Below are 18727 nucleotides of genomic sequence, written 5' to 3' on the forward strand. Positions count from 1 at the left end.
TTGATGTCTCTGCTCCCCGTGTTCGGCGCCGGGAGCAGAGGAAACGCCAGCCAGTGGCGGGCAATACTACACTGACAACATCGATGCCTGCCAGCGTGCCGGAAAAGGTAGGTATTGCGGAATTCGTGTTCAAAGACGTTGCCATCCTCGGCCGATTGGCCCGGTTTGATGAGGAGACTCGTCCGCAATTTCTCTGGCCACTGAACTCATTGAAGACGCGGAACCATTACCGCCGTATATCGCTGATCAGGTGTCTCGTTTTCACGCATCTGCCGCAAATGCCACGGTACCGGTTGCTTCGCGGGCGGTCAGCTGTCGTGACCTTATTGGTTGAGGAACGCGGCCTGAAATTCGGCGGCCTGTTCTTCGGCGTCATGTCTGGAACCCAACATCCTTGAAAGAAGTTGGAGCCATATTTGCATCCCCGCCTGATCGGGTGTTCTGATTGGATTCGGTTTGAAGCAACGCGCCGGGCTCCCAGCGGTTGAAACGCATTGCAGGGTATACCGGGATCGGGACCTGCCTTCACTTTGCCGGGTGCGGGCGGAACAGTCGCGATATACGTCATTTTACACCAACTGCGTTCAACATTTCATCGATCCGCTGGCGGGCGGACTGGCTGTCCTTCAACAGGTTTTCAGCATCCGCCAGCGGTTTTTCCGCCAATCGTTCCGGCAGGTCAGACAAGGCTTGGGTCGTTTGGTTCAACGCCGCGTATTTCCCGCCCGCAGGTTCCAGCCTTTCATCCGACACCCCGGCCAGCCAGAAATAGCGGTTTGCCGCTTCGTTTTGCTCGAGATCTCGGAGCATATCGCCGGCGGCTGCAAAATCTTCTGTTGAGACCATCGCCTGCGCGCGCAAGGCATTCGCCTCCTCGGAATTGTCATCAGCCAGCTCCAGCAGGGCTTGATGAGGGCGCCCTGACAGCAAAGCGGCCCGAGCCCGCAATCGAGCCCGATCCAAGCGCCGCGACTGGTCTTCCGATCTGTTCGCCAGAGCGAATGTCTGCTGAGCAAAGCCCAGATCAGCAAGACGGCTGGCCAATGCAACTGCAGTATCGGTTGTCAGCACTGCCGCCATGTCCGGCTGCATTGCCTCCATCGTCTGGCGTAGAAAGGTTGCGTCATCCGATCTTTCGGCAAGCAATTGCAGATGCCGATTGATCGCGCCGCCACTATCGGGGCCGGGTGGCTGCGCTTTGATCACGTCAAATGCGCGGTCGAATTCCTGGCTCAGGCTCAGAGCGATCGCATAGGTGCGGTTCATCATCGGGCCCAGTTCCGATCGCCTGAACTCGACCGCATAAGATGCCGCCAGTTCAAGCTCCTGAGAAGAAACAGCTTTACGTTCAGACCAACGTTTTTCCACCAGGCGCGCCAAAGCCAGCGGTGATTCAGTGGCGGCGTTGGTTGAGGTTATAACCTCGGTCAACAATTCTTCTTCGCGGTCACTGTTCCCTTCCGCCTTGGCAACGCTGGCTTTGGCCTGAGCGACACCGGATGTCGTTTCCGGTTCAATCCGGTCAACCGAGCGAAGGATCCTGCGGGCAGCCTCCAGTTGTTGTGCGTTCACCAGTATTTCTGATAACCGCGGCCCCAGCTGGCGGCGAAGATGATCCGGCAGTCTTGAATACGTGTGTTCGATTGCTTCCACATTCGCGTCAGGTGCCAGCTCGCTTTCGGACAACACAGCCCAAAGTGCAGCATCACCGTCACATCGTTGCAGGTCGTTGAATGGATTCCTGGGCAGCGGCGGCCGGTTATCTACAACCCGGGCAATTGCTGCAACTGGTTCGAAGCCCTCTGGCGGCGTCTCCAACAGCCTCAAGACACTCAACGCTTCGGCTCCGAAACCGAAAGAGGCGTAGAGCTTGGCCAGTTTCATGGCCTTTTCGCCGTCAAGTTTGTCAAACTCTTTGTACAGCCCTGAACGGAGAGCTGACACTTGATCTGGAAAAGGCGAGTCCCCAGACCAGGACGCAAAACTCAGCTCAGCAGTCGAGATGCAGGCCGGTCTTTGGTCAATTGGTTGCAGTTCTGCGTTCAAAACATTCTGTAAATCGTCCAAAACCGTGGTCAGACGTAAGTTCGAACTCAATTGGGGCGCCACTACGCTTGTACCGGACGGGGCGGTATTGCGTGGCCCGACAGGAGCAAGCTTCAAGTCCAGCAACTTGCGATCGGCCCCTTGCAGAAGACGAGTCGACAGCTGGTCTTTTATCCCCTGCTCAGTCATGGTGAGAAGCGGCAGATGCAACCCTGTCTCAACCGATGGCGGTTTGTCTTGGGCTGTTTTTCCGATCAAGGGTGGCGGTATATCCTCAAGAAGCGGCGGCAACAATTCCCCTGGCGCGATGTCCAGTACGATCATCGAGTTTCTGTACAGAAACGCCGACGCCACGCAGTTGCATCCGAACTCCAGCTCCAACGCGCTGCCGGGGTTCTTCTGCGATAAAGAAGCCAGGCGGTTCGTGGTCAAACGCCCAAAAACCGAGCCGGTTTTGAATGTCACGTCGTCCAGGGCAATGGTAAGGCTTGCGCCGTTCTTCCGTTGCGCCAGCACCCAGCGGGTGTCCGGTGGCACGTCGAAAACCAGACGTGTGAATCCGTCATGCTCTCCGGATCGCACCACCACGTCCTTTGCGGTCACGGCAGACGCAGCCGTGACCAAAACCGCAATCAGAAACCCGATGCGCTTCATGCCGCCGCCTGCTTGAGCTCTTTTAATGCGTCTTCCAACTCGGAAAAGCCCGGGCGGTTATGGGTTGGGGTGTTCTGGCGTCCGACCTCAATGCACATGGCGGCATTGTGATTGTGCAGATTGGCCACCAGTACTTCTTTGATCAGCTGATAAAAGTGGTTGTCTTCTTCAACCACGGCTTTCAGTTTGCCTGCGAAGGGGCCGACCAGACCATAGGCCAGAAAAACGCCCAGGAACGTGCCTACGAGGGCGCCCCCAATCAACTTCCCCAGCACTTCGGGCGGCTGATCGATTGATCCCATCGTCTTGATCACGCCCAGAACCGCGGCAACGATCCCCAGCGCGGGCAGGCCGTCTGCTACTGTTTGAAGTGCATGGCTTGAGTGCATGGCATGATGAAAATTCGCTTCCATGCGCTTCTCCAGAACCTCTTCAACCTGATGCGGATCGTCATAATTCATCGCCGCCGACCGCATGGTGTCACAAATCAGGTCGACGACCTCCTTGTCTGATTGGATCTTGGGATATGCGGAAAACAAGCTGGAGTTTTCGGGGTCTTCAATATGCTGCTCGACCTCAACCGGATTGGCGCGGGCAATGCGGATCAACGAAAACAGAAGACACAGAAGGTCACGATAGTCTTCGGGCTTCCATTTCGGGCCTTTGAACACCTTGCCCATGTCTTTGATCGTATGTTTCACGCCGCCCATGTCATTGCTGATCAGAAAGGCGCCTACGGCGGCACCGCCGATCATCATCATTTCGAAGGGAAGAGATTTCATGATGATGGTCATCTTGCCACCTGCCGCGAGATAGCCGCCGAAGACCATTACGAAGATGACAACAATTCCAACAATTCCAATCATTTGAGATCTCCAGATGAGTTCTGTGCGATACCGGGCAACACCGGCGACTATTCCTGCGGGGCCGAGGCGTTGCGTCCGGCCATGACAACGCTGATCGTATAGGCCGCTTCGGGGCTCAGGCCCGCCAGTACGCCAGCCGCTGCGTCCGCCGGCATGCGGGACAAGAACCCTGCGGCAAAGGTCGGGTCCATGGTTTCAAACAATGCGGCTGCGTCCTTTGGTTTCATGTTCTGGTAAACATCCGTCAGGCGCGCCAGATCGTTCTCTGCCGCCTTGTCCGCAACCGCCAACGTGGCACGCAGGGCATCTTCTGCTTCCTTCAGGGCCGTCAGACGCGTTTCAACGGCTTGGGTTGCGATCTCGAGTGCTTTTTCCTGATCGCGTAATTCATCCTCTCGCCGTTTGACGCGTTCCTCCCGGCGCAAAAGCTCTGCCAACACAACCTGAACATCGCGTGTTTCGGATGCGGCGGGCTTGTTTTTCACGGCTTCGGGCATCGCCGGTTTGGCGAGCGCAGGTCCCGCCTCCAAGCCAACGCGAATCGCAGCCGAACCGATCATCAGCAATGAGATGACAGCAAGCACACCGCCGCGCGGGCGCGTATCGTGTTTGGCGTTGCGCGCAAGGCTCATACCTGCGCCCCGCTCTGCTTGCGGTCATGCCGGAAGAACATCAGGCCCTCTGGCGCTTTGGGTTGCTCTTCACTCGCACCAGTTTCGACCGGTTCCGCTGTTTTCTCGTGCTTGGTGCCCTGTTGCTCTTCAGGCTGAGGCTCGTCTTGGACAGGCTTTGCTTTTTCCGGAGCGGCAGTTTCTTCTTCGGGGATGACATCATGCAGAGATGCCATCATCAGCTCCAGGCGCTGAGCCACGGTTTCAGCCCTTTGCGTCAGCGCCTTAAGCTGATCCCCCGATTGATCAGAGGCATTTCGCGCGCTGTCGAGGGATTTCTTCAGCTCTTCTGCCTGGGTCGACAACACGGCCACCGCGCCACCGACGCCTTTTTCAAGATCGGTGAACCGCCTGAGGCGGCGCGACAGCACAAAGCAATAAAGTCCCGCGCCCAACGCACCGGCGACCAGCAAAATATCCGCAATCAGCTCCAATTCCGCCTCCTAATTCAGCACAAATTCCATCACCAGCACATCGCGAACGCGCCCTTCGCCAACGACAATTCCAATGCGTCGCAGCAGGTGACCTCGGATGCGCGTCAATGCCAACGAATCCTCCAGGTCCTTCAATTCAACGGCTCGCAGGTACCCGTTCAGGACATCCATGATTCGTGGCTGCATTTTTTTCACATCATCCATGTACGGCGCGTTAACTTCGAGCTGAGCGTGGAACTTCAAATGTCGCGACTTGCCGGAATTCACCGATACAACAACCGGCGGCAGATCAATGAAACCGACATCCGCCAGCGCTTTGGCAGGTTCCTCTTTCGCCTTGTCCTTGCCGGCTTCAACCGCGGCCTTGCCACCCAGCGGAATCAATCCGGAGGACGTCAGGAAATACCCGCCCGCAGCTCCGGCGATGGCAAGAAGCATCCCGATCAGCATTCCCTTTTTCCCTTTTTTTCCGGTGGGTTCCGCCAGTTCGTCGGTTGCGTCGGTCATGACGTCCTCATTCATCCGTTCCGACCCCGTCATAACCGCGCAGGGACTAACCGATTGTTAAGAGCAATCGTCCAAACAGAGGGTGCGTCGGGCAGAATGCCGGCGAGTCGGAGGTGAGCGTGCAGCAGATCGGAACTGTCTGGGCTAATTTGGACAGGCGTAAACAAATCATCGTCGCCGGTGCGGTTGCGCTGGTGTTTCTGGGAATCCTTGGCTTGTCGCGCCTCGTGACGGCTCCGTCCATGACGCTGCTTTATGCGGGTCTGGAAAGCGGTGCCGCCGGGGAAATAGTACGCGCGCTGGACCAGCGCGGCGTCACATATGAAATCCGGGGCGGATCGATCTACGTATCCGGCGCGCAGCGCGACGAGCTGCGAATGACCCTGGCCAGCGAAGGCCTGCCCGCAAACGGCAACAAAGGGTACGAACTGCTTGATTCGCTAAGCGGGTTTGGCACCACCTCTCAGATGTTCGATGCTGCCTATTGGCGCGCGAAAGAGGGTGAACTGGCGCGGACGATTGTCGGAAGCCCGCATATAACTCAGGCGCGCGTCCATATTGCCAACGGGACGGCAAACCCGTTTCAGCGCAGCGTGTCACCAACGGCTTCGGTCTACCTGGTGCCATCCGGGACCGAAATTACCGGGCATCAGGCCAAGGCCATCCGGTTCCTCGTTGCCTCGGCCGTCAGCGGCCTGACGCCCGAGAACGTTACGGTGGTTGATTCGCACGGGGCCGTGATTGGCGGGCAGGATACCGCAGCGCCTGCGGACACTGCGGACGACAAGTCGCGCCAGTTGCGGGAACGTGTTCTGCGTCTGGTCGAGGCGCGTGTCGGTACAGGCAATGCCGTGGTCGAGGTCAGTGTGGACACCGAAACCAAGACGGAATCCATTCGCGAGCGGCGCTTTGACCCCAAAGGCCGCGTGGCGATCAGCACGGATGTCGAAGAACGTTCGGACAGCGCCCGAAACCAGTCATCGGATGTCACCGTGGCGTCGAACCTGCCGGATGGTGATGCGGCGGGTGGGGACGAATCGAACTCGACGGCTACCCAGACTCGAGAGCGGGTGAACTACGAAGTCTCCGAGACAGAACTGGAAGTTCACAAGGCCCCCGGCGCGATCAAGCGTCTGACGGTTGCAGTTCTGGTCAACGGGAAAAGATCGGTGGACGCCTCCGGTACCGAAGTCTTCACGCCCTTGCCTCAGGAAGAGCTGGCCGCTCTGGAAGAGCTCGTGGCGTCGGCAGTCGGGTACGATGCGGCGCGCGGGGACGTTATAACACTGAAATCCATGGATTTGCCGTCGGTCGAACCGCAGGGCACTCTGGTTTCGTCGTCGCTCTGGCAGAACATCCATCTGGATGTCATGTCCTTGATACAGATGGCTGTGCTGGCTTTGGTTTCGCTCGTGCTGGCCCTGTTCGTGATCCGCCCGATCCTGACGAAAGCATCACCGACACCGGCGCTGCTGACGGCGGCAGGAGGGGCGGATTCGGATTCCCTGGCGCTGACTGGTGAGATCGCACCGGAGGATCCGGCAGAGTTCTCGACCCTGCCGGCAGAGCGCGGTGTTCCGGCCCTCGGCTCGAACGCCACGGAGGATCCTGTCGATCGGCTGCGCGCCATGATCGGTGACAAGCAGGAAGAGACTGTCGAGATCCTGCGCAGTTGGCTTGAAGAAGGCGAGGAGCGGGTGTGATGTCGATTGCCCATCTTCTTGAGGATTTCACCACCCAGACCGGTACGGGGCCAGTTCTGATCTTGAATGAGGACACGCTGGAAGAACAACGGCTCGCTGCCTTCGAAGACGGGTATGGGGCCGGTTGGGAAGATGCCTCGCGGGCGCAGGAGCAAAGTCGCGGCCAGATTTCGGCTGAATTGGCAAGGTCGCTTGAGGATATGTCTTTCACCTATCACGAAGCCATCGCCCGCATGACCCTGTCGTTGGAGCCCATGTTCACCAGCCTGGTTCAGACCGTACTGCCTGAGATGGCAGAGCGCGGCCTGGCAGCCCGCATCGTGGAACAACTCTGTGAAATGGCGCGTTCGCGGGTAGAGCAGCCGATGCAGATTTTGGTGTCGCCGGGATGTGCCGAGAGTGTCGCAGCGCTGTTGCCGCAAGATCTGCATTCCACTCCTCAGGTGATCGAACACTCCGAGCTGGAGCCGGGTCAGGCCCGCCTTCAGGTCGGCACGAGTCGGCGTGAGGTTGATTGCACCGCTTTGCTCACCGCCATCGAACAGACCTTTGACGCTTATGTCTTTGAGACAAGAGAGGCTTTGTCCAATGAATGACACCCAGATCCCGAAATCTGAAAAACCCAACCCGTTCGAATCGGTCCCGATTGAAGTGACCGTTTCCGTTGGTCGTGCGCGTCCATTGATCAAGGACCTGTTGAACATGGGAGAGAATGCCGTGCTGACCCTGGACAAACGGATCGAAGATCCGGTTGACCTCTATGTTGGGGATCAGTTGGTGGCGCGCGGGCTGTTGGAAGAAATGGAAGGCGATCAGGCGGGGCAACTTGCAGTGCGCTTGACCGAGATTGCGGATCTGCACAACGGAATCGGTTGATGCGCTATGTAATCTGCCTGGCTTTGGTGGCCGTGTTGACGCCCTCACTGGCCGCTGCCCAGGATTTGACTTTGTCTTTGGGCGAGGGCGGGTCGATTTCCGCCCGGACGATCCAGCTGATTCTGCTGATCACAGTACTGAGCATCGCTCCGGGGCTGGCGATCATGATCACCTGCTTTCCCTTCCTGATCACCGTTCTGTCGATCCTGCGGCAAGGGATCGGCCTGCAACAATCTCCACCCAATATGCTGTTGGTCAGCCTGGCGTTGTTCCTGACCTATTTCATCATGGATCCGGTATTTTCAGAAGCATGGGCGACGGGGATACGACCGATGATGGAAGAGACGATGGAAGTGGAGCCAGCCTTGGAGCGCGCGTTAGAGCCGTTCCGCGCCTTCATGGCGGCCCGACTGGATGCGGACACGTTCTATGCCATGGCGGCTTTGCGCCCCGGTGGTGAGGCTATGGAGCTGTCCGCACAAGCGCCGTTGTCGGTCTTGATGCCGTCCTTCATGCTGTCGGAAATCGCGCGGGCGTTTCAGATCGGGTTTCTGATTTTCCTGCCGTTTCTGATCATCGATCTTGTCGTGGCTGCGGTATTGATGTCGATGGGCATGATGATGGTGCCTCCGGCAATCGTATCCTTGCCATTCAAGCTGGCCTTTTTCGTGATTGCCGACGGGTGGGCTTTGATTGCGGGCGCGTTGGTGCGCAGTTACATGCCGTGACCTCAACATTTAGCCCCGGTGTGCAGAAAAAAAGGTGGTCAGATGCCTCTGGTCCACTGTTGTCTAAGGCGTATTTCAACACCCAACCGCAAGTGAACCGGATCAGCCCGTCTTTTTCAGGTCTTTGATCAACTGGTTCAGGTTGCCTTTGCGGGCATCCAGCATCGCGCCGATTTCGGTGCGTTCGGTCAGCAACAGATTCACGCCTTCGATGAACATGTTGTAGAATTTTTCACGCCCCGACTTGTCCGAAACAAGGAACGTCACATCAAACGGAGCCGAGCCGCGCAGTTTGACCAATGTGCGAACTTCATATCCGGCCTTGATCTTGCGGGCATTGCGCACGCTGACCTCACCGCCGATGAACTCGCGGAAGCGGCGACCATATTTGCGCGAGATATAGCCCTGAAACGCCTTGGTGAATTGCTTCAGCTGGGATGGGGTGGCCGTGCGGGCATCGGCACCGAGGGCATAACGCGCCATGATCGGGACGTCGGCATATTGCACGAAAATCTTCTCGAAATCACGCAGCATCGCAGTCTCGGACTTGCCGGATTCGATAACCCTGTTGATGTCGTTGACCACGCTGCTGACCAGTGCCTTGGCTGTTGCTTCGGTCTGGGCAAGCGCGGATTTGGGCAGGACCGCCAAGGCCAGACCAGCTGCGACAAAGTTACGGCGGTTCAACTCGTTATTCAGCATAGGGGTCCTCGTAGGGGTCTAGATAGGGGTCCCTGACCGGGTCTGTCCCGGTTTCGGCATAGGGGTCAGAATACAGATCCAGATAGGCGTCTTCGTCATCTCTTGTCAGTTCGAAACGGCGGTTTTGCAGATAGATCAGGCGGGCCTGTGCATAACTGTCGGCGCTTTCATACAGAATCGAATCCACGGTATCCGAGAACCGTCCACGATCACCCATGCGGCGAACGACTTCGGCATAGACGCCCAGATTGTCGGCGGGCCGGACCGGGGTAAAATTGATCGGATTCGAGAACAGGTTGATCACGACGCCGATGGCATCCCTTTGCGTCGACGGGCCATAGAAAGGCAGTTCAACATAAGCCCCTTCACCGACCCCCCAGACGTGCAGGGTCTCGCCGAAATCAGTATCGACGGGCGGCAGGTTCAGCTCATCTGCGGGCGCGGACAGGCCAAAGCCGCCCACGGTCATGTTGATCACGAAGCGCAGCAGCGCATTGCCCATCTGTTTCGGGTTGCCCTGAAGCAGGTAGTCGACCGCCTGCCCGGGCAGCGAAATGTTTTCGGCGAATGTGCTGAAACTGGTGACCATGGGATCGGGAACGATCTTCACGTACCCTTTGGACGCAGGGCGAAACAGAAACCGGTCAACGCCCAGATTGAACTTGTGAATTCCCCGGTTCGTGTTTTCGTAAGGGTCAAACACGTCGCTGCGTGAGGCACCCTCGGGAGGTGTCGTTGCACAGGCGGACAGAATGGCCATGAGCGACAGGACAACCAGGTGTTTCAGGCGAAATCTGCTCGACACGATCTTTGCTTCTCCCAAATGCCCGGCGTACGTTCTGTCGGGCAAACAATCACAATTTACCAATACTTACTCGCCGGTATGGCACAAGTTCTTGTCACATAGTCGTTTCAGGTCTCAAATGAAACACCTAGCGTGTAACCTGTCCGTCAGGTCCGGGTAAAGCAATTGAGTATCTAAAAGTCATAATAAGTAAAGATATGCTCAGATCGCATGCAAGCCGGAATTTGCCGCATTCCGTCTTTCCACGGCTGTGCTTCCCGGTTAGCGTCCGGCTGAGTCAATCAGGGAAGGACCCTTTCAATGAGCATCGCTGCAAAACTGGAAAGCCTCGGTGTCACGCTGGGCGACGCACCCGCTCCAGCGGCAAACTATGTGCCGTATGTACGTGTGGGCAATATCGTGTACGTGTCCGGCCAGATATCGAAAACGGATGAGCTGATCACCGGCAAGCTGGGCGATGATATTGATGTCGAAGCCGGAGCCGCAGCGGCGCGGGTCTGCGCGATCAATCTGTTGGCACAGGTCAAGGCGGCCTGTGGCGGAGATATCGACAAACTGGTGCGTGTCATCAAACTGACCGGTTTCGTGAACTCGACCGCAGATTTCACGGCGCAGCCGCAAGTGATCAACGGCGCATCCGACTTCCTGGTCGAAGCGCTGGGCGACGCCGGTCGCCACTCGCGTTCCGCCGTGAGTGCTGCGTCGCTGCCTTTGGGCGTGGCGGTCGAGATCGAAGGCATATTCGAGATCGAATGATACCGCCCCTGCCAACTGCGTTTTTGCAGGCCCCGATTGCTCATCGGGCGCTGCATGACGTCTCGAACAACCGCCCGGAAAACAGTCGGGCGGCCATTCGTGCCGCCATTGATGCCGGTTACGGGATCGAGATCGACCTTCAACTGACAGCTGACGATCGTGCCGTCGTGTTCCATGACTACGATATGGGGCGTCTGACCGGCCAGCCCGGGCCGATCCGGCAGGTGTCGGCGGCGGCGGCGTCCGAATTGACCCTTCTGTATGGTGATGACGGCATTCCAACGCTGGATGAGGTGCTGGATATGGTGGCAGGCCAGGTGCCGCTGCTGATCGAGCTGAAGGACCAGGACGGCGTTATGGGTATGAATATCGGTGCCCTCGAGCACGACACCGTGCGCGCATTGCAGGGGTACGAAGGTCCGGTGGCCCTGATGTCCTTCAATCCCAACTCGGTCGCGGAACTGGCGCGGCTGGCTCCGCATCTGCCGCGCGGCATCACGACCTGCGCCTATGAGCCCAGTGTCGAGCTTCTTCCGCAAGCCGTCTGCGACACCCTGCGCGATGTTCCTGATTTTGACCGTGTCGGGGCCGGTTTCATCAGCCATGAGGCGGAAGACCTTTCCCGCCCGCGTGTGGCCGAACTGAAGGCGCAGGGCGTGCCGATCCTGTGCTGGACCGTTCGGACGCCCGAACAAGAGGCAGAGGCCCGCATGGTTGCCGACAATGTGACCTTCGAAGGGTATCTGGCTGCGCATTCGGCTTGAACCTTGGCGCCTCGGTCACAGATAAAGGGCTGGCGCGGAGGATACATGGATCAGGCTCAAATCGAAGTTCAGGCACTTGGGTCTCTGTCGCAGATTTCAGCGGCAGAGTGGGATGCCTGTGCCTGCCCCGAGGCCGCCGATGGTGGGCGGCCCCTTGATCCCTTCACCACGCATCGCTTTTTGCTGGCGCTTGAAGAAAGCGGCTCGGTCGGGCGCGGTACGGGGTGGCAGCCGCAATACCTGACAGCCTTTCTTGACGGGATCCTGATCGCAGCGGCCCCGATGTATGCCAAATCGCACAGCCAGGGCGAGTACATCTTTGACCACAGCTGGGCCCATGCCTATGAAAGCGCAGGCGGGCGGTATTATCCCAAACTGCAAATTGCGGTGCCGTTCACACCCGCCACCGGGCGGCGGTTTCTGGTGCGTCCGGGCTATGACAGGATCGGAATGTCGGCTTTGGTGCAGGGTGCCGTTCAACTGGCGGTCGACAATCAGGTTTCTTCGGTTCACGTGACCTTCTGTACGGAAGCCGAGGCATTGGCCGGTGAGCAGATGGGGCTTATGCCACGCAGCTCGCAACAGTTTCACTGGCTGAATGATGGCTATGCTGATTTCGACGAATTCCTCACCGCGTTGTCGTCACGCAAGCGCAAGAACATCCGCAAGGAACGGGCGCAGGCCAACGGTTTTGGCGGCGAAATCCATACATTTACAGGCGATGACCTGCGCCCGGAACACTGGGATGCGTTTTGGCGGTTCTATCAGGATACCGGTGCACGAAAATGGGGGTCACCCTATCTGACACGCCAGTTTTTTGACATCGTACAAGAGACGATGGCGAATGACATGGCCCTGGTTTTGGCGGAACGGGATGGTCACGCCATCGCGGGTGCGCTGAACTTCATAGGCCGCGAAACGCTTTTTGGGCGGTACTGGGGCTGCATTGAACATCATGCCTGCCTGCATTTCGAACTGTGCTACTATAGGGCGATAGATTTTGCCATTGCCCACGGTCTGGCCCGGGTGGAAGCGGGCGCTCAGGGCGAGCACAAGCTGGCGCGTGGCTATTTGCCGACGCGCACGCATAGCTTGCACTGGGTCGGTGATCCGGGTTTTGCCGATGCCGTCAAAAAATATCTGGACGCCGAAGGCCGCGCAGTGGGAGAAGAGATCGAGATTCTGACGGATTACGGCCCGTTCAGGAAATCGAACCCGGAGGAACAGCAATGACTGAACTTTTGTCCGCCGAGACCCGTGGCCCGCTGCTGGATCCGCTGTTCAAAAACGGCTGGACCATGGTCGAAGGCCGCGATGCGATCACCAAGACCTTCATATTCGACAACTTCGTGCACGCTTTTGGCTGGATGACGCAAGTGGCGATCTGGGCCGAGAAATGGAACCACCACCCAGAATGGTCCAACGTCTACCGCACGGTCGAGGTGGTTCTGTCCACCCATGACGTAGGTGGCCTGTCGTCACTGGACGCCAAGCTGGCCCGAAAGATGGACAGTCTGTGCTAACGGTCGTTGCCTGACCCCTGGCCACCGGCCAGCGACGCAGCCGTGCCCATCTGCTTGAATTCAGCAGGTGTGACGGTGCCGTCGCTGACATCGATGGATCTTGGGATACCCGTGGTCTTGTTCCCGATCTGGCGCACGCTGCGCGCCGCTGGGTTGATATCCAGACACCGGTTTTCATAGCAGGTCAGGCCAGACAGATTGATCTGGATGCGGGCCTGTCCGTCCGGCCCCGTCACCACCGGAGCTTGCGGAACGTCACAGGCCGCGGCCAGTGCCAAAGCACCCATTCCGATCCATTTTTTCATAGCAAGCTCCTTCAAACGGGCTTAGTCCAGTTGACCATTGCCATTCTGATCTGCCGCGCCGAAATCTTCATTCATCTGTGCATCATATTCCGATCTTGAGATAAAGCTGTCCTTGTTGCGGTCAACCTTCTGGAACTGCTTTATGTCCAGAAACGGCTTGGCCTCGGCCTGACCCAGTGTGCCGTTCTTGTCTTCGTCCATGGCCTGAAACGCATAGTCCGAAAAAGCGTCGAATTCGTCTTTGGACAGGAATCCGTCATTGTTCGCGTCGATGGCGTTCAATTCTTTTTCATGCAGTTCAGCCACGGTTTCGGCATTGGTCGCCGAGGCCAGGAAGGCAGCCGTGAATACAAAAATCGCCCGTTTCATGTCCAATCTCCTCAGCATGCAAATCTTTGGCCTTCAATGCCACCTGCGGCAGCGCCGGCTGCGGTCAGGATCGTCTTGCCCGACCCACCGCCGAACTGGTTGCCGATTGCACCGCCGATCAAGGCGCCGCCCAATGTGCCGCTAAGGCAGGCAATCTCGTGCTGTCGTGCGGCTTGCTGTTGCGGGGTTGGGGCCGGACCGCAGGCTGCCAGAAGGGCCGCGCCGGTCAGGAAGGAAAAAATCAACTTAAGTTTCATAAAAATCTCCCCAAATTATGCGACGAGTATTCGCGCATTGGGGCGCTGCTTCAAGTTAAATTGGGCTCACGCGGCCCCGGACAAACCGGGGCCGGCCAAATTCAGATCGCCTCCAACAGGCCTTCACCCGCCGAGATCCCGCAGGCACCGGGGTTATCTTCCAGGTTCAGGGCCGTGACTTTGCCGTCCTCGACCAGCATCGCATAGCGTTTGGAGCGTGCGAACAAACCAACCGGCGGGGCGTCGAAATCCATGCCGATGGCCTTGGTGAATTCTGAAGCCGCGTCTGAAACCATGGTCAATCCGGCCGCGGTCGCCCCGGTGGATTCACCCCAGGCGTGCATGACGAACGGGTCATTGACCGACAGGCACATGATCTCGTCCACGCCTTTGTCGTCGAACTGTTTTTTTGTACGAATGAAGCTTGGCACATGTGCGGTGGTGCATGTGCCGGTATAGGCGCCGGGCACGGCGAAAATGACAACCTTGCGCCCTTTGGTCTTGTCTGAAATCCGAACTTCCTCCGGCCCGTCGGCCCCCATCTGGATCAGTGTGGCCTCGGGCAAGGTGTCTCCTGTTGAAATCATTTTTCAGCTCCTGTCGTTTGGATTTGCAGAATTGGGTTAAGCCGCAATATAGGTTGTCCAACCAGAGAGACCACGGGGAAACTGCGGGGTGGGCAAAACATGAGCCATATTGTTGTGATTGGCGCGGGTCAGGCAGGAGCGTCCTTGGTGGCGCGGCTGCGCAAGGACGGGTTCGACGGAGAGATTACTCTGATCGGGGCCGAGCCGCATCTGCCATATCAGCGCCCGCCTTTGTCCAAGGCCTACCTTCTTGGAGAGATGGAGCTGGAGCGCCTGTTCCTGCGACCCGAAAGCTTCTATGCGGAAAACAACATCACTCTGCGGCTTGGCCAGCGCGTGACCGGCATCGACCCCAAGGCCAAAACCGTCACTGTTGGGGATGAGGTCATCCCGTATGACGAACTGGCGCTGACCACCGGGTCAGATCCGCGCCGTCTGCCTGCTGCCATCGGAGGTGATCTGGACGGTGTGCACGTGGTGCGCGACCTGGCCCATATTGATCAGATGGAACCCAAAGTGACCGAAGGCGCCCGCGCGCTGATCGTGGGCGGCGGTTACATCGGGCTCGAGGCGGCCGCCGTCTGCGCGAAACGCGGCGTCAAGGTCACCTTGGTCGAGATGGCTGACCGCATCCTGCAACGGGTCGCTGCGCCCGAAACCAGCGACTATTTCCGCGCGTTGCACAGCGAATATGGTGCCGACATTCGCGAAGGCGTCGGGCTGGATCGTCTGATCGGCGAAAATCGCAGGGTTGTGGGGGCCGTATTGACGGACGGCACGAAGCTGGACGTGGATTTCGTCGTGGTCGGAGTGGGCATCACCCCCTCTACCCAACTGGCCGAGATGGCAGGGCTCGAACTGGACAACGGCATCAAAACCGACGCCCATGGCCGGACCTCTGATCCATCGATCTGGGCGGCGGGCGATTGCGCCTCTTTCCCCCATGGCGAAGGGCGTATCCGTCTGGAAAGCGTCCCCAACGCCATCGACCAGGCCGAAATCGTGGCGCAGAACATGCTGGGTGCGGCCAAGGAGTATGTGGCGACCCCCTGGTTCTGGTCGGACCAGTACGACGTCAAGCTTCAGATCGCGGGCCTGAACACCGGATATGACCGCGTGGTGACCCGCAAGGGAGAGGGTCAGACCGTGTCCTTCTGGTATTACAAGGGCGACAGGCTGATTGCTGTGGATGCGATGAATGATCCGCGGGCATACATGGTCGGCAAAAGACTGATCGAAATGGGCAAGACCGCTGATCCCGAAGTCGTGGCCGACCCGAGCGCGGACCTGAAACCGCTGCTCAAGGCGTGAGGATCATTGCCGGAGAATTCCGGGGCCGGGCGCTGGCCTCGGTCGGCAAGGGTGATGCGGGCGCGCATCTGCGCCCCACCACCGACCGTGTGCGTGAAAGCCTGTTCAATGTGCTCAGCCACCAGATCGAATTTGACGGTTTGCGGGTGCTGGATCTGTTCGCGGGAACCGGGGCGCTGGGGCTCGAGGCGCTGTCGCGGGGGGCGTCGCATGTCACCTTCGTCGATGACGGGCGAGTGGCCCAGGGGTTGATACGCAAGAACATCGACCTGACCCGCAGCGCCGACCGTACGGATTTGATCCGCCGCGACGCGACCCGGTTGGGCGACAATCCCGGTGCGCCTTATGATCTGGTTTTTCTGGACCCGCCCTACGGGAAATCCATGGGGCAGAAGGCCGTCGCCGCCTTGGCCAATGGCTGGATCGCGGATGATGCCTTGTTGGTTTGGGAAGAAAACGCCCCGATGCAGGCGCCGGCCGGATTTAAATTGCATGACAGCCGCAAATATGGCGACACGCATATTTCCTTGATGTGGAAAGGCGTTCCAGATTGAAACGCGCTGCGCGGTTTGGTGCGGAACATGGGTGGACGATGACGGGAAAGCCTTGATAGGCCGAGCGTGAGGCAAAGCAGGAATCCCATATGCACGATCTTGTCATTTTCGATTGCGACGGCGTTCTGGTGGACAGCGAGGTGGTCTCGAACCAGGTGCTGGTGGACAATCTGGCGCAACATGGCCTGCATCTGGCGCTGCATGAATGTATGTCCCTGTTTGTGGGCGGAACCATGGTGGGTGTGCGGGACAAGGCCCGCGCGATGGGTGCCGTTCTGCCCGAAGACTGGATAGATCAGGTCTATGCCGAAACCTATGACCGCCTGCGTGCAGGTGTGCCATTGGTGCCCGGTATCGCAGACCTGCTTGAGGGGCTGGATCAAAAAGGTATCCCCTGTTGCGTCGCGTCGAATGGCAGCCCGGACAAGATGAAGATCACTCTGGGTCAGAACGGGCTTTGGGACCGGTTCAAAGACGTGATGTTCTCGGCCCATGTGCTGGGCACCGGAAAGCCGGACCCAAAGATGTTCCAACTGGCCGCCGAGCACTTTGGCGCGACGGCTCCGGTGGTGATCGAAGACAGTCATAGCGGTGTCACGGCGGCAATCCGCGCCGGTATGCGTTGCCTTGCTTATGCGCCTCAGGGAGGCGGTGAAAAGCTGGCGGATCTGGGGGCCGAAGTGATCACGGACATGTCACAGGCGCATGGGGTGTTGGGACTTTGACCCGCGGTCGTGCTAATGTGCACGCATGGACCGCACCCTGACACCTTTTGCCTGGACCTTTTCCAGCGATGCAGAAGTTTCCACCAGCCCAGAGCGCAAACCCTTGCGCGCGCCGGTCTTCATCCACGACGCGGTCACGCCGTGGAGGGATGAAACGATGCTGTTGAAACTTCTCCGCGCACAGGCCGCGGATCAAGAGGAATAGGTCGGGTGAAATTTGCCAGCGGGTGACAGGGTAAAGATATCGACCCCATCCGAGGTGACGCCCACCGAATGTTCGAACTGTGCCGACAGCGATTTGTCGCGGGTCACGGCTGTCCAGTCGTCGGCCAGAGTCTTGGTTTCGGGGCGACCCAGATTGACCATGGGTTCGATGGTAAAGAACATACCCTCTTCCAGAACCGCACCGGTGCCCGGGCGGCCATAGTGCAACACGTTCGGTGGTGCGTGGAACACCCGGCCCAGACCATGACCACAGAAATCGCGTACAACGCTCATCCGATGCGCTTCGACATAGGACTGAATAGCGTGGCCGATGTCACCAAAGGTATTGCCGGGCTTGACCATCTCGATGCCCTTGAACAGCGCGTCATGGGTCACCTGGATCAGCCGTTCCGCCTTGCGCGGCAGTTTGCCCGCCACATACATGCGCGAGGTGTCGCCGAACCAGCCATCGACGATGACGGTCACGTCGATATTCAGAATGTCGCCATCCTTCAGTTTCTTCTCACCGGGAATCCCGTGGCAGACCACGTGGTTCACGCTGATGCAGCTGGCGTGCTGATAGCCTTTGTAACCTATAGTGGCCGAGGTCGCGCCGGCGTCTTCGACCATCTGCGTGATCAGCCCGTCAATGGCGCCGGTGGTTTGACCGGGAAACACATGTTCGGCAATGTCATCCAGAATTCGCGCAGCCAAAGCCCCTGCCGCATGCATCCCGGCAAAGTCACCTTGTTCATAGATGCGGATGCCGTCCTTGGTCAGGCGGCCACGATGCTCTTTCATCGACGCTAAGCTCCAAATGTTGCGCGCAGCATTCCTTTTACGCTGCTTGTGCAGAAAGTACCAGAGGGTGCGGGATCGCGGGTCTTCAATTCAGATGTTTTTCAAACCGCCAGATTTCAAGCGGGTAATCTCCGGTTTGTGTTTCAAACCTCAGAACCTCGGTTCGCGTATTTACCCAATCGCATTTTTCATAGAAGCGGGCCGCGCGCCTGTTTCCTATGGCGCAAGCGAGCCAGCCGGTCGCGTGTCCGTTGGCCAGAATTTTCTGTTCGCCGTCTCGTAGGAGGGCAGCTGCCAGCCCTGTCCCGCGCCCTTGCGGCGAGACATACATCTGGTTGATCTCATCCCGCAATATGATGCATAGGCCCAAAACTACACCGTCCTGAACTGCGACGCGTGTCATGTCGGCGTATTTGTGCAGCCGCTCTGCGAAGCTGTCCAATGTGCGCTGGCTGGTCAAATCGTCGGGCAAGATAGCCGCGTGCGCATCGTGCCACCCCGAATGCCAGAGTTCGGATGCCTGCGGGATGATACCCGATTTCAAATTTATGATCTCAAAATCCGCAACAGACATGCTGA

The 18727-nt window shown here is 58.4% G+C and carries 26 protein-coding genes; 13 read left to right on the top strand and 13 right to left on the bottom strand.

What is annotated here, in order from left to right:
• Window positions 1–83: 83 nt before the first annotated feature.
• The gene (locus AC2FFD_RS14560) at window positions 84–398 is read left to right on the top strand and encodes a hypothetical protein (protein ID WP_496873438.1); all 315 of its coding nucleotides are present in this window, start codon (window positions 84–86) and stop codon (window positions 396–398) included.
• Window positions 399–564: 166 nt separating this feature from the next.
• Here the strand turns inward: AC2FFD_RS14560 and AC2FFD_RS14565 are convergent, their stop codons facing one another.
• From AC2FFD_RS14565 to AC2FFD_RS14585, 5 genes are read right to left on the bottom strand one after another with little or no spacing between them, the layout of a single operon-like run.
• On the bottom strand, window positions 565–2700 hold the full coding sequence (locus tag AC2FFD_RS14565; RefSeq protein ID WP_496873439.1) for a hypothetical protein: 2136 nt from the start codon (window positions 2698–2700) through the stop codon (window positions 565–567).
• Complete coding sequence (gene motA, locus AC2FFD_RS14570; protein ID WP_170346736.1) at window positions 2697–3566, bottom strand: flagellar motor stator protein MotA; 870 nt, start codon at window positions 3564–3566, stop codon at window positions 2697–2699. Before motA ends, AC2FFD_RS14565 begins: the two co-directional genes overlap by 4 nt.
• Before the next feature lie 47 nt (window positions 3567–3613).
• On the bottom strand, window positions 3614–4198 hold the full coding sequence (locus AC2FFD_RS14575) for a MotE family protein (RefSeq protein WP_480685832.1): 585 nt from the start codon (window positions 4196–4198) through the stop codon (window positions 3614–3616).
• Window positions 4195–4671, bottom strand: a complete 477-nt coding sequence (locus AC2FFD_RS14580; RefSeq protein ID WP_425079959.1) for a hypothetical protein — start codon at window positions 4669–4671, stop codon at window positions 4195–4197. Before AC2FFD_RS14580 ends, AC2FFD_RS14575 begins: the two co-directional genes overlap by 4 nt.
• A 9-nt stretch (window positions 4672–4680) precedes the next feature.
• Window positions 4681–5178 carry a flagellar basal body-associated FliL family protein gene (locus tag AC2FFD_RS14585; RefSeq protein ID WP_496873440.1) on the bottom strand — a complete coding sequence of 166 codons (498 nt, stop codon included), beginning with the start codon at window positions 5176–5178 and terminating at the stop codon, window positions 4681–4683.
• A 119-nt stretch (window positions 5179–5297) separates the two neighbouring features.
• Here AC2FFD_RS14585 and fliF point away from each other — a divergent pair, with 119 nt between their 5' ends.
• The 4 genes from fliF to fliP are packed head-to-tail and all read left to right on the top strand — an operon-like array spanning window position 5298 to window position 8485.
• Window positions 5298–6881 (top strand): flagellar basal-body MS-ring/collar protein FliF, encoded by a 1584-nt coding sequence (gene fliF / locus AC2FFD_RS14590; protein WP_496873441.1) that lies wholly within the window; start codon window positions 5298–5300, stop codon window positions 6879–6881.
• On the top strand, window positions 6881–7477 hold the full coding sequence (locus tag AC2FFD_RS14595) for a FliH/SctL family protein (RefSeq protein ID WP_496873442.1): 597 nt from the start codon (window positions 6881–6883) through the stop codon (window positions 7475–7477). The genes fliF and AC2FFD_RS14595 overlap by 1 nt, the downstream gene beginning before the upstream one ends.
• Entirely contained in the window at window positions 7470–7757 is a 288-nt protein-coding gene (locus AC2FFD_RS14600) for a FliM/FliN family flagellar motor switch protein (protein ID WP_170346730.1), read from the top strand. Before AC2FFD_RS14595 ends, AC2FFD_RS14600 begins: the two co-directional genes overlap by 8 nt.
• Window positions 7757–8485, top strand: a complete 729-nt coding sequence (fliP, locus tag AC2FFD_RS14605) for a flagellar type III secretion system pore protein FliP (RefSeq protein ID WP_171117115.1) — start codon at window positions 7757–7759, stop codon at window positions 8483–8485. The genes AC2FFD_RS14600 and fliP overlap by 1 nt, the downstream gene beginning before the upstream one ends.
• A gap of 102 nt (window positions 8486–8587) precedes the next feature.
• Here the strand turns inward: fliP and AC2FFD_RS14610 are convergent, their stop codons facing one another.
• Together AC2FFD_RS14610 and AC2FFD_RS14615 are read right to left on the bottom strand one after the other, a co-directional pair.
• Window positions 8588–9187, bottom strand: a complete 600-nt coding sequence (locus AC2FFD_RS14610; protein ID WP_480685838.1) for an MlaC/ttg2D family ABC transporter substrate-binding protein — start codon at window positions 9185–9187, stop codon at window positions 8588–8590.
• A complete protein-coding gene (locus AC2FFD_RS14615) occupies window positions 9177–9947 on the bottom strand; it encodes an MlaA family lipoprotein (protein ID WP_257600881.1) in 771 nt (256 codons plus the stop codon). The genes AC2FFD_RS14610 and AC2FFD_RS14615 overlap by 11 nt, the downstream gene beginning before the upstream one ends.
• 345 nt (window positions 9948–10292) lie before the next feature.
• Between AC2FFD_RS14615 and AC2FFD_RS14620 the strand changes: the two genes are divergently transcribed.
• Genes AC2FFD_RS14620 through AC2FFD_RS14635 form a run of 4 tightly spaced genes read left to right on the top strand, consistent with a single transcriptional unit; the run spans window position 10293 to window position 13035 of the window.
• Entirely contained in the window at window positions 10293–10748 is a 456-nt protein-coding gene (locus AC2FFD_RS14620) for a RidA family protein (RefSeq protein WP_496873443.1), read from the top strand.
• The gene (locus AC2FFD_RS14625) at window positions 10745–11512 is read left to right on the top strand and encodes a glycerophosphodiester phosphodiesterase family protein (RefSeq protein WP_170346727.1); all 768 of its coding nucleotides are present in this window, start codon (window positions 10745–10747) and stop codon (window positions 11510–11512) included. The genes AC2FFD_RS14620 and AC2FFD_RS14625 overlap by 4 nt, the downstream gene beginning before the upstream one ends.
• Before the next feature lie 45 nt (window positions 11513–11557).
• Window positions 11558–12745 carry a GNAT family N-acetyltransferase gene (locus tag AC2FFD_RS14630; protein WP_496873444.1) on the top strand — a complete coding sequence of 396 codons (1188 nt, stop codon included), beginning with the start codon at window positions 11558–11560 and terminating at the stop codon, window positions 12743–12745.
• A complete protein-coding gene (locus tag AC2FFD_RS14635) occupies window positions 12742–13035 on the top strand; it encodes a 4a-hydroxytetrahydrobiopterin dehydratase (RefSeq protein ID WP_152459417.1) in 294 nt (97 codons plus the stop codon). The genes AC2FFD_RS14630 and AC2FFD_RS14635 overlap by 4 nt, the downstream gene beginning before the upstream one ends.
• Here AC2FFD_RS14635 and AC2FFD_RS14640 read toward each other — a convergent pair.
• The 4 genes from AC2FFD_RS14640 to AC2FFD_RS14655 form a co-directional block, all read right to left on the bottom strand.
• Window positions 13032–13340 carry a hypothetical protein gene (locus tag AC2FFD_RS14640; RefSeq protein WP_480685842.1) on the bottom strand — a complete coding sequence of 103 codons (309 nt, stop codon included), beginning with the start codon at window positions 13338–13340 and terminating at the stop codon, window positions 13032–13034. The two genes, AC2FFD_RS14635 and AC2FFD_RS14640, sit on opposite strands and share 4 nt — an antisense overlap.
• 21 nt (window positions 13341–13361) lie before the next feature.
• A complete protein-coding gene (locus AC2FFD_RS14645) occupies window positions 13362–13709 on the bottom strand; it encodes an EF-hand domain-containing protein (RefSeq protein WP_496873445.1) in 348 nt (115 codons plus the stop codon).
• Between the two features lie 11 nt (window positions 13710–13720).
• On the bottom strand, window positions 13721–13966 hold the full coding sequence (locus AC2FFD_RS14650; protein WP_496873446.1) for a YMGG-like glycine zipper-containing protein: 246 nt from the start codon (window positions 13964–13966) through the stop codon (window positions 13721–13723).
• A gap of 101 nt (window positions 13967–14067) precedes the next feature.
• Entirely contained in the window at window positions 14068–14553 is a 486-nt protein-coding gene (locus AC2FFD_RS14655) for a peroxiredoxin (RefSeq protein WP_425079964.1), read from the bottom strand.
• A gap of 99 nt (window positions 14554–14652) precedes the next feature.
• On the opposite strand from AC2FFD_RS14655, the gene AC2FFD_RS14660 reads away from it, so the two are divergent.
• The 4 genes from AC2FFD_RS14660 (at window position 14653) to AC2FFD_RS14675 (ending at window position 17348) form a co-directional block, all read left to right on the top strand.
• Entirely contained in the window at window positions 14653–15864 is a 1212-nt protein-coding gene (locus AC2FFD_RS14660; protein WP_496873447.1) for an NAD(P)/FAD-dependent oxidoreductase, read from the top strand.
• The gene (rsmD, locus tag AC2FFD_RS14665; RefSeq protein WP_170346720.1) at window positions 15861–16418 is read left to right on the top strand and encodes a 16S rRNA (guanine(966)-N(2))-methyltransferase RsmD; all 558 of its coding nucleotides are present in this window, start codon (window positions 15861–15863) and stop codon (window positions 16416–16418) included. Before AC2FFD_RS14660 ends, rsmD begins: the two co-directional genes overlap by 4 nt.
• Before the next feature lie 89 nt (window positions 16419–16507).
• Entirely contained in the window at window positions 16508–17143 is a 636-nt protein-coding gene (locus AC2FFD_RS14670; protein ID WP_257599528.1) for an HAD family hydrolase, read from the top strand.
• 25 nt (window positions 17144–17168) lie between these two features.
• Complete coding sequence (locus tag AC2FFD_RS14675) at window positions 17169–17348, top strand: hypothetical protein (RefSeq protein WP_170346718.1); 180 nt, start codon at window positions 17169–17171, stop codon at window positions 17346–17348.
• Here AC2FFD_RS14675 and map read toward each other — a convergent pair.
• Together map and AC2FFD_RS14685 are read right to left on the bottom strand one after the other, a co-directional pair.
• Window positions 17336–18148, bottom strand: coding sequence for a type I methionyl aminopeptidase (map, locus tag AC2FFD_RS14680; RefSeq protein ID WP_171637336.1), 813 nt, complete (start codon window positions 18146–18148; stop codon window positions 17336–17338). The genes AC2FFD_RS14675 and map overlap by 13 nt on opposite strands.
• A gap of 85 nt (window positions 18149–18233) precedes the next feature.
• A complete protein-coding gene (locus AC2FFD_RS14685) occupies window positions 18234–18722 on the bottom strand; it encodes a GNAT family N-acetyltransferase (RefSeq protein WP_425079968.1) in 489 nt (162 codons plus the stop codon).
• Window positions 18723–18727: the final 5 nt, after the last annotated feature.

Source organism: Ruegeria sp. YTSC002 (genome assembly GCF_059609845.1).

What these genes read in the sequence shown, in the direction of transcription:
- AC2FFD_RS14560 (WP_496873438.1), top strand. Translation starts at nt 84, where the DNA reads ATGCCTGCCAGCGTGCCGGAAAAGGTAGGTATTGCGGAATTCGTGTTC.
- AC2FFD_RS14565 (WP_496873439.1), bottom strand. Translation starts at nt 2,700, where the DNA reads ATGAAGCGCATCGGGTTTCTGATTGCGGTTTTGGTCACGGCTGCGTCT.
- motA (WP_170346736.1), bottom strand. Translation starts at nt 3,566, where the DNA reads ATGATTGGAATTGTTGGAATTGTTGTCATCTTCGTAATGGTCTTCGGC.
- AC2FFD_RS14575 (WP_480685832.1), bottom strand. Translation starts at nt 4,198, where the DNA reads ATGAGCCTTGCGCGCAACGCCAAACACGATACGCGCCCGCGCGGCGGT.
- AC2FFD_RS14585 (WP_496873440.1), bottom strand. Translation starts at nt 5,178, where the DNA reads ATGACCGACGCAACCGACGAACTGGCGGAACCCACCGGAAAAAAAGGG.
- AC2FFD_RS14595 (WP_496873442.1), top strand. Translation starts at nt 6,881, where the DNA reads ATGTCGATTGCCCATCTTCTTGAGGATTTCACCACCCAGACCGGTACG.
- AC2FFD_RS14600 (WP_170346730.1), top strand. Translation starts at nt 7,470, where the DNA reads ATGAATGACACCCAGATCCCGAAATCTGAAAAACCCAACCCGTTCGAA.
- fliP (WP_171117115.1), top strand. Translation starts at nt 7,757, where the DNA reads ATGCGCTATGTAATCTGCCTGGCTTTGGTGGCCGTGTTGACGCCCTCA.
- AC2FFD_RS14610 (WP_480685838.1), bottom strand. Translation starts at nt 9,187, where the DNA reads ATGCTGAATAACGAGTTGAACCGCCGTAACTTTGTCGCAGCTGGTCTG.
- AC2FFD_RS14615 (WP_257600881.1), bottom strand. Translation starts at nt 9,947, where the DNA reads ATGGCCATTCTGTCCGCCTGTGCAACGACACCTCCCGAGGGTGCCTCA.
- AC2FFD_RS14620 (WP_496873443.1), top strand. Translation starts at nt 10,293, where the DNA reads ATGAGCATCGCTGCAAAACTGGAAAGCCTCGGTGTCACGCTGGGCGAC.
- AC2FFD_RS14625 (WP_170346727.1), top strand. Translation starts at nt 10,745, where the DNA reads ATGATACCGCCCCTGCCAACTGCGTTTTTGCAGGCCCCGATTGCTCAT.
- AC2FFD_RS14630 (WP_496873444.1), top strand. Translation starts at nt 11,558, where the DNA reads ATGGATCAGGCTCAAATCGAAGTTCAGGCACTTGGGTCTCTGTCGCAG.
- AC2FFD_RS14635 (WP_152459417.1), top strand. Translation starts at nt 12,742, where the DNA reads ATGACTGAACTTTTGTCCGCCGAGACCCGTGGCCCGCTGCTGGATCCG.
- AC2FFD_RS14640 (WP_480685842.1), bottom strand. Translation starts at nt 13,340, where the DNA reads ATGAAAAAATGGATCGGAATGGGTGCTTTGGCACTGGCCGCGGCCTGT.
- AC2FFD_RS14645 (WP_496873445.1), bottom strand. Translation starts at nt 13,709, where the DNA reads ATGAAACGGGCGATTTTTGTATTCACGGCTGCCTTCCTGGCCTCGGCG.
- AC2FFD_RS14650 (WP_496873446.1), bottom strand. Translation starts at nt 13,966, where the DNA reads ATGAAACTTAAGTTGATTTTTTCCTTCCTGACCGGCGCGGCCCTTCTG.
- AC2FFD_RS14655 (WP_425079964.1), bottom strand. Translation starts at nt 14,553, where the DNA reads ATGATTTCAACAGGAGACACCTTGCCCGAGGCCACACTGATCCAGATG.
- AC2FFD_RS14660 (WP_496873447.1), top strand. Translation starts at nt 14,653, where the DNA reads ATGAGCCATATTGTTGTGATTGGCGCGGGTCAGGCAGGAGCGTCCTTG.
- AC2FFD_RS14670 (WP_257599528.1), top strand. Translation starts at nt 16,508, where the DNA reads ATGCACGATCTTGTCATTTTCGATTGCGACGGCGTTCTGGTGGACAGC.
- AC2FFD_RS14675 (WP_170346718.1), top strand. Translation starts at nt 17,169, where the DNA reads ATGGACCGCACCCTGACACCTTTTGCCTGGACCTTTTCCAGCGATGCA.
- map (WP_171637336.1), bottom strand. Translation starts at nt 18,148, where the DNA reads ATGAAAGAGCATCGTGGCCGCCTGACCAAGGACGGCATCCGCATCTAT.
- AC2FFD_RS14685 (WP_425079968.1), bottom strand. Translation starts at nt 18,722, where the DNA reads ATGTCTGTTGCGGATTTTGAGATCATAAATTTGAAATCGGGTATCATC.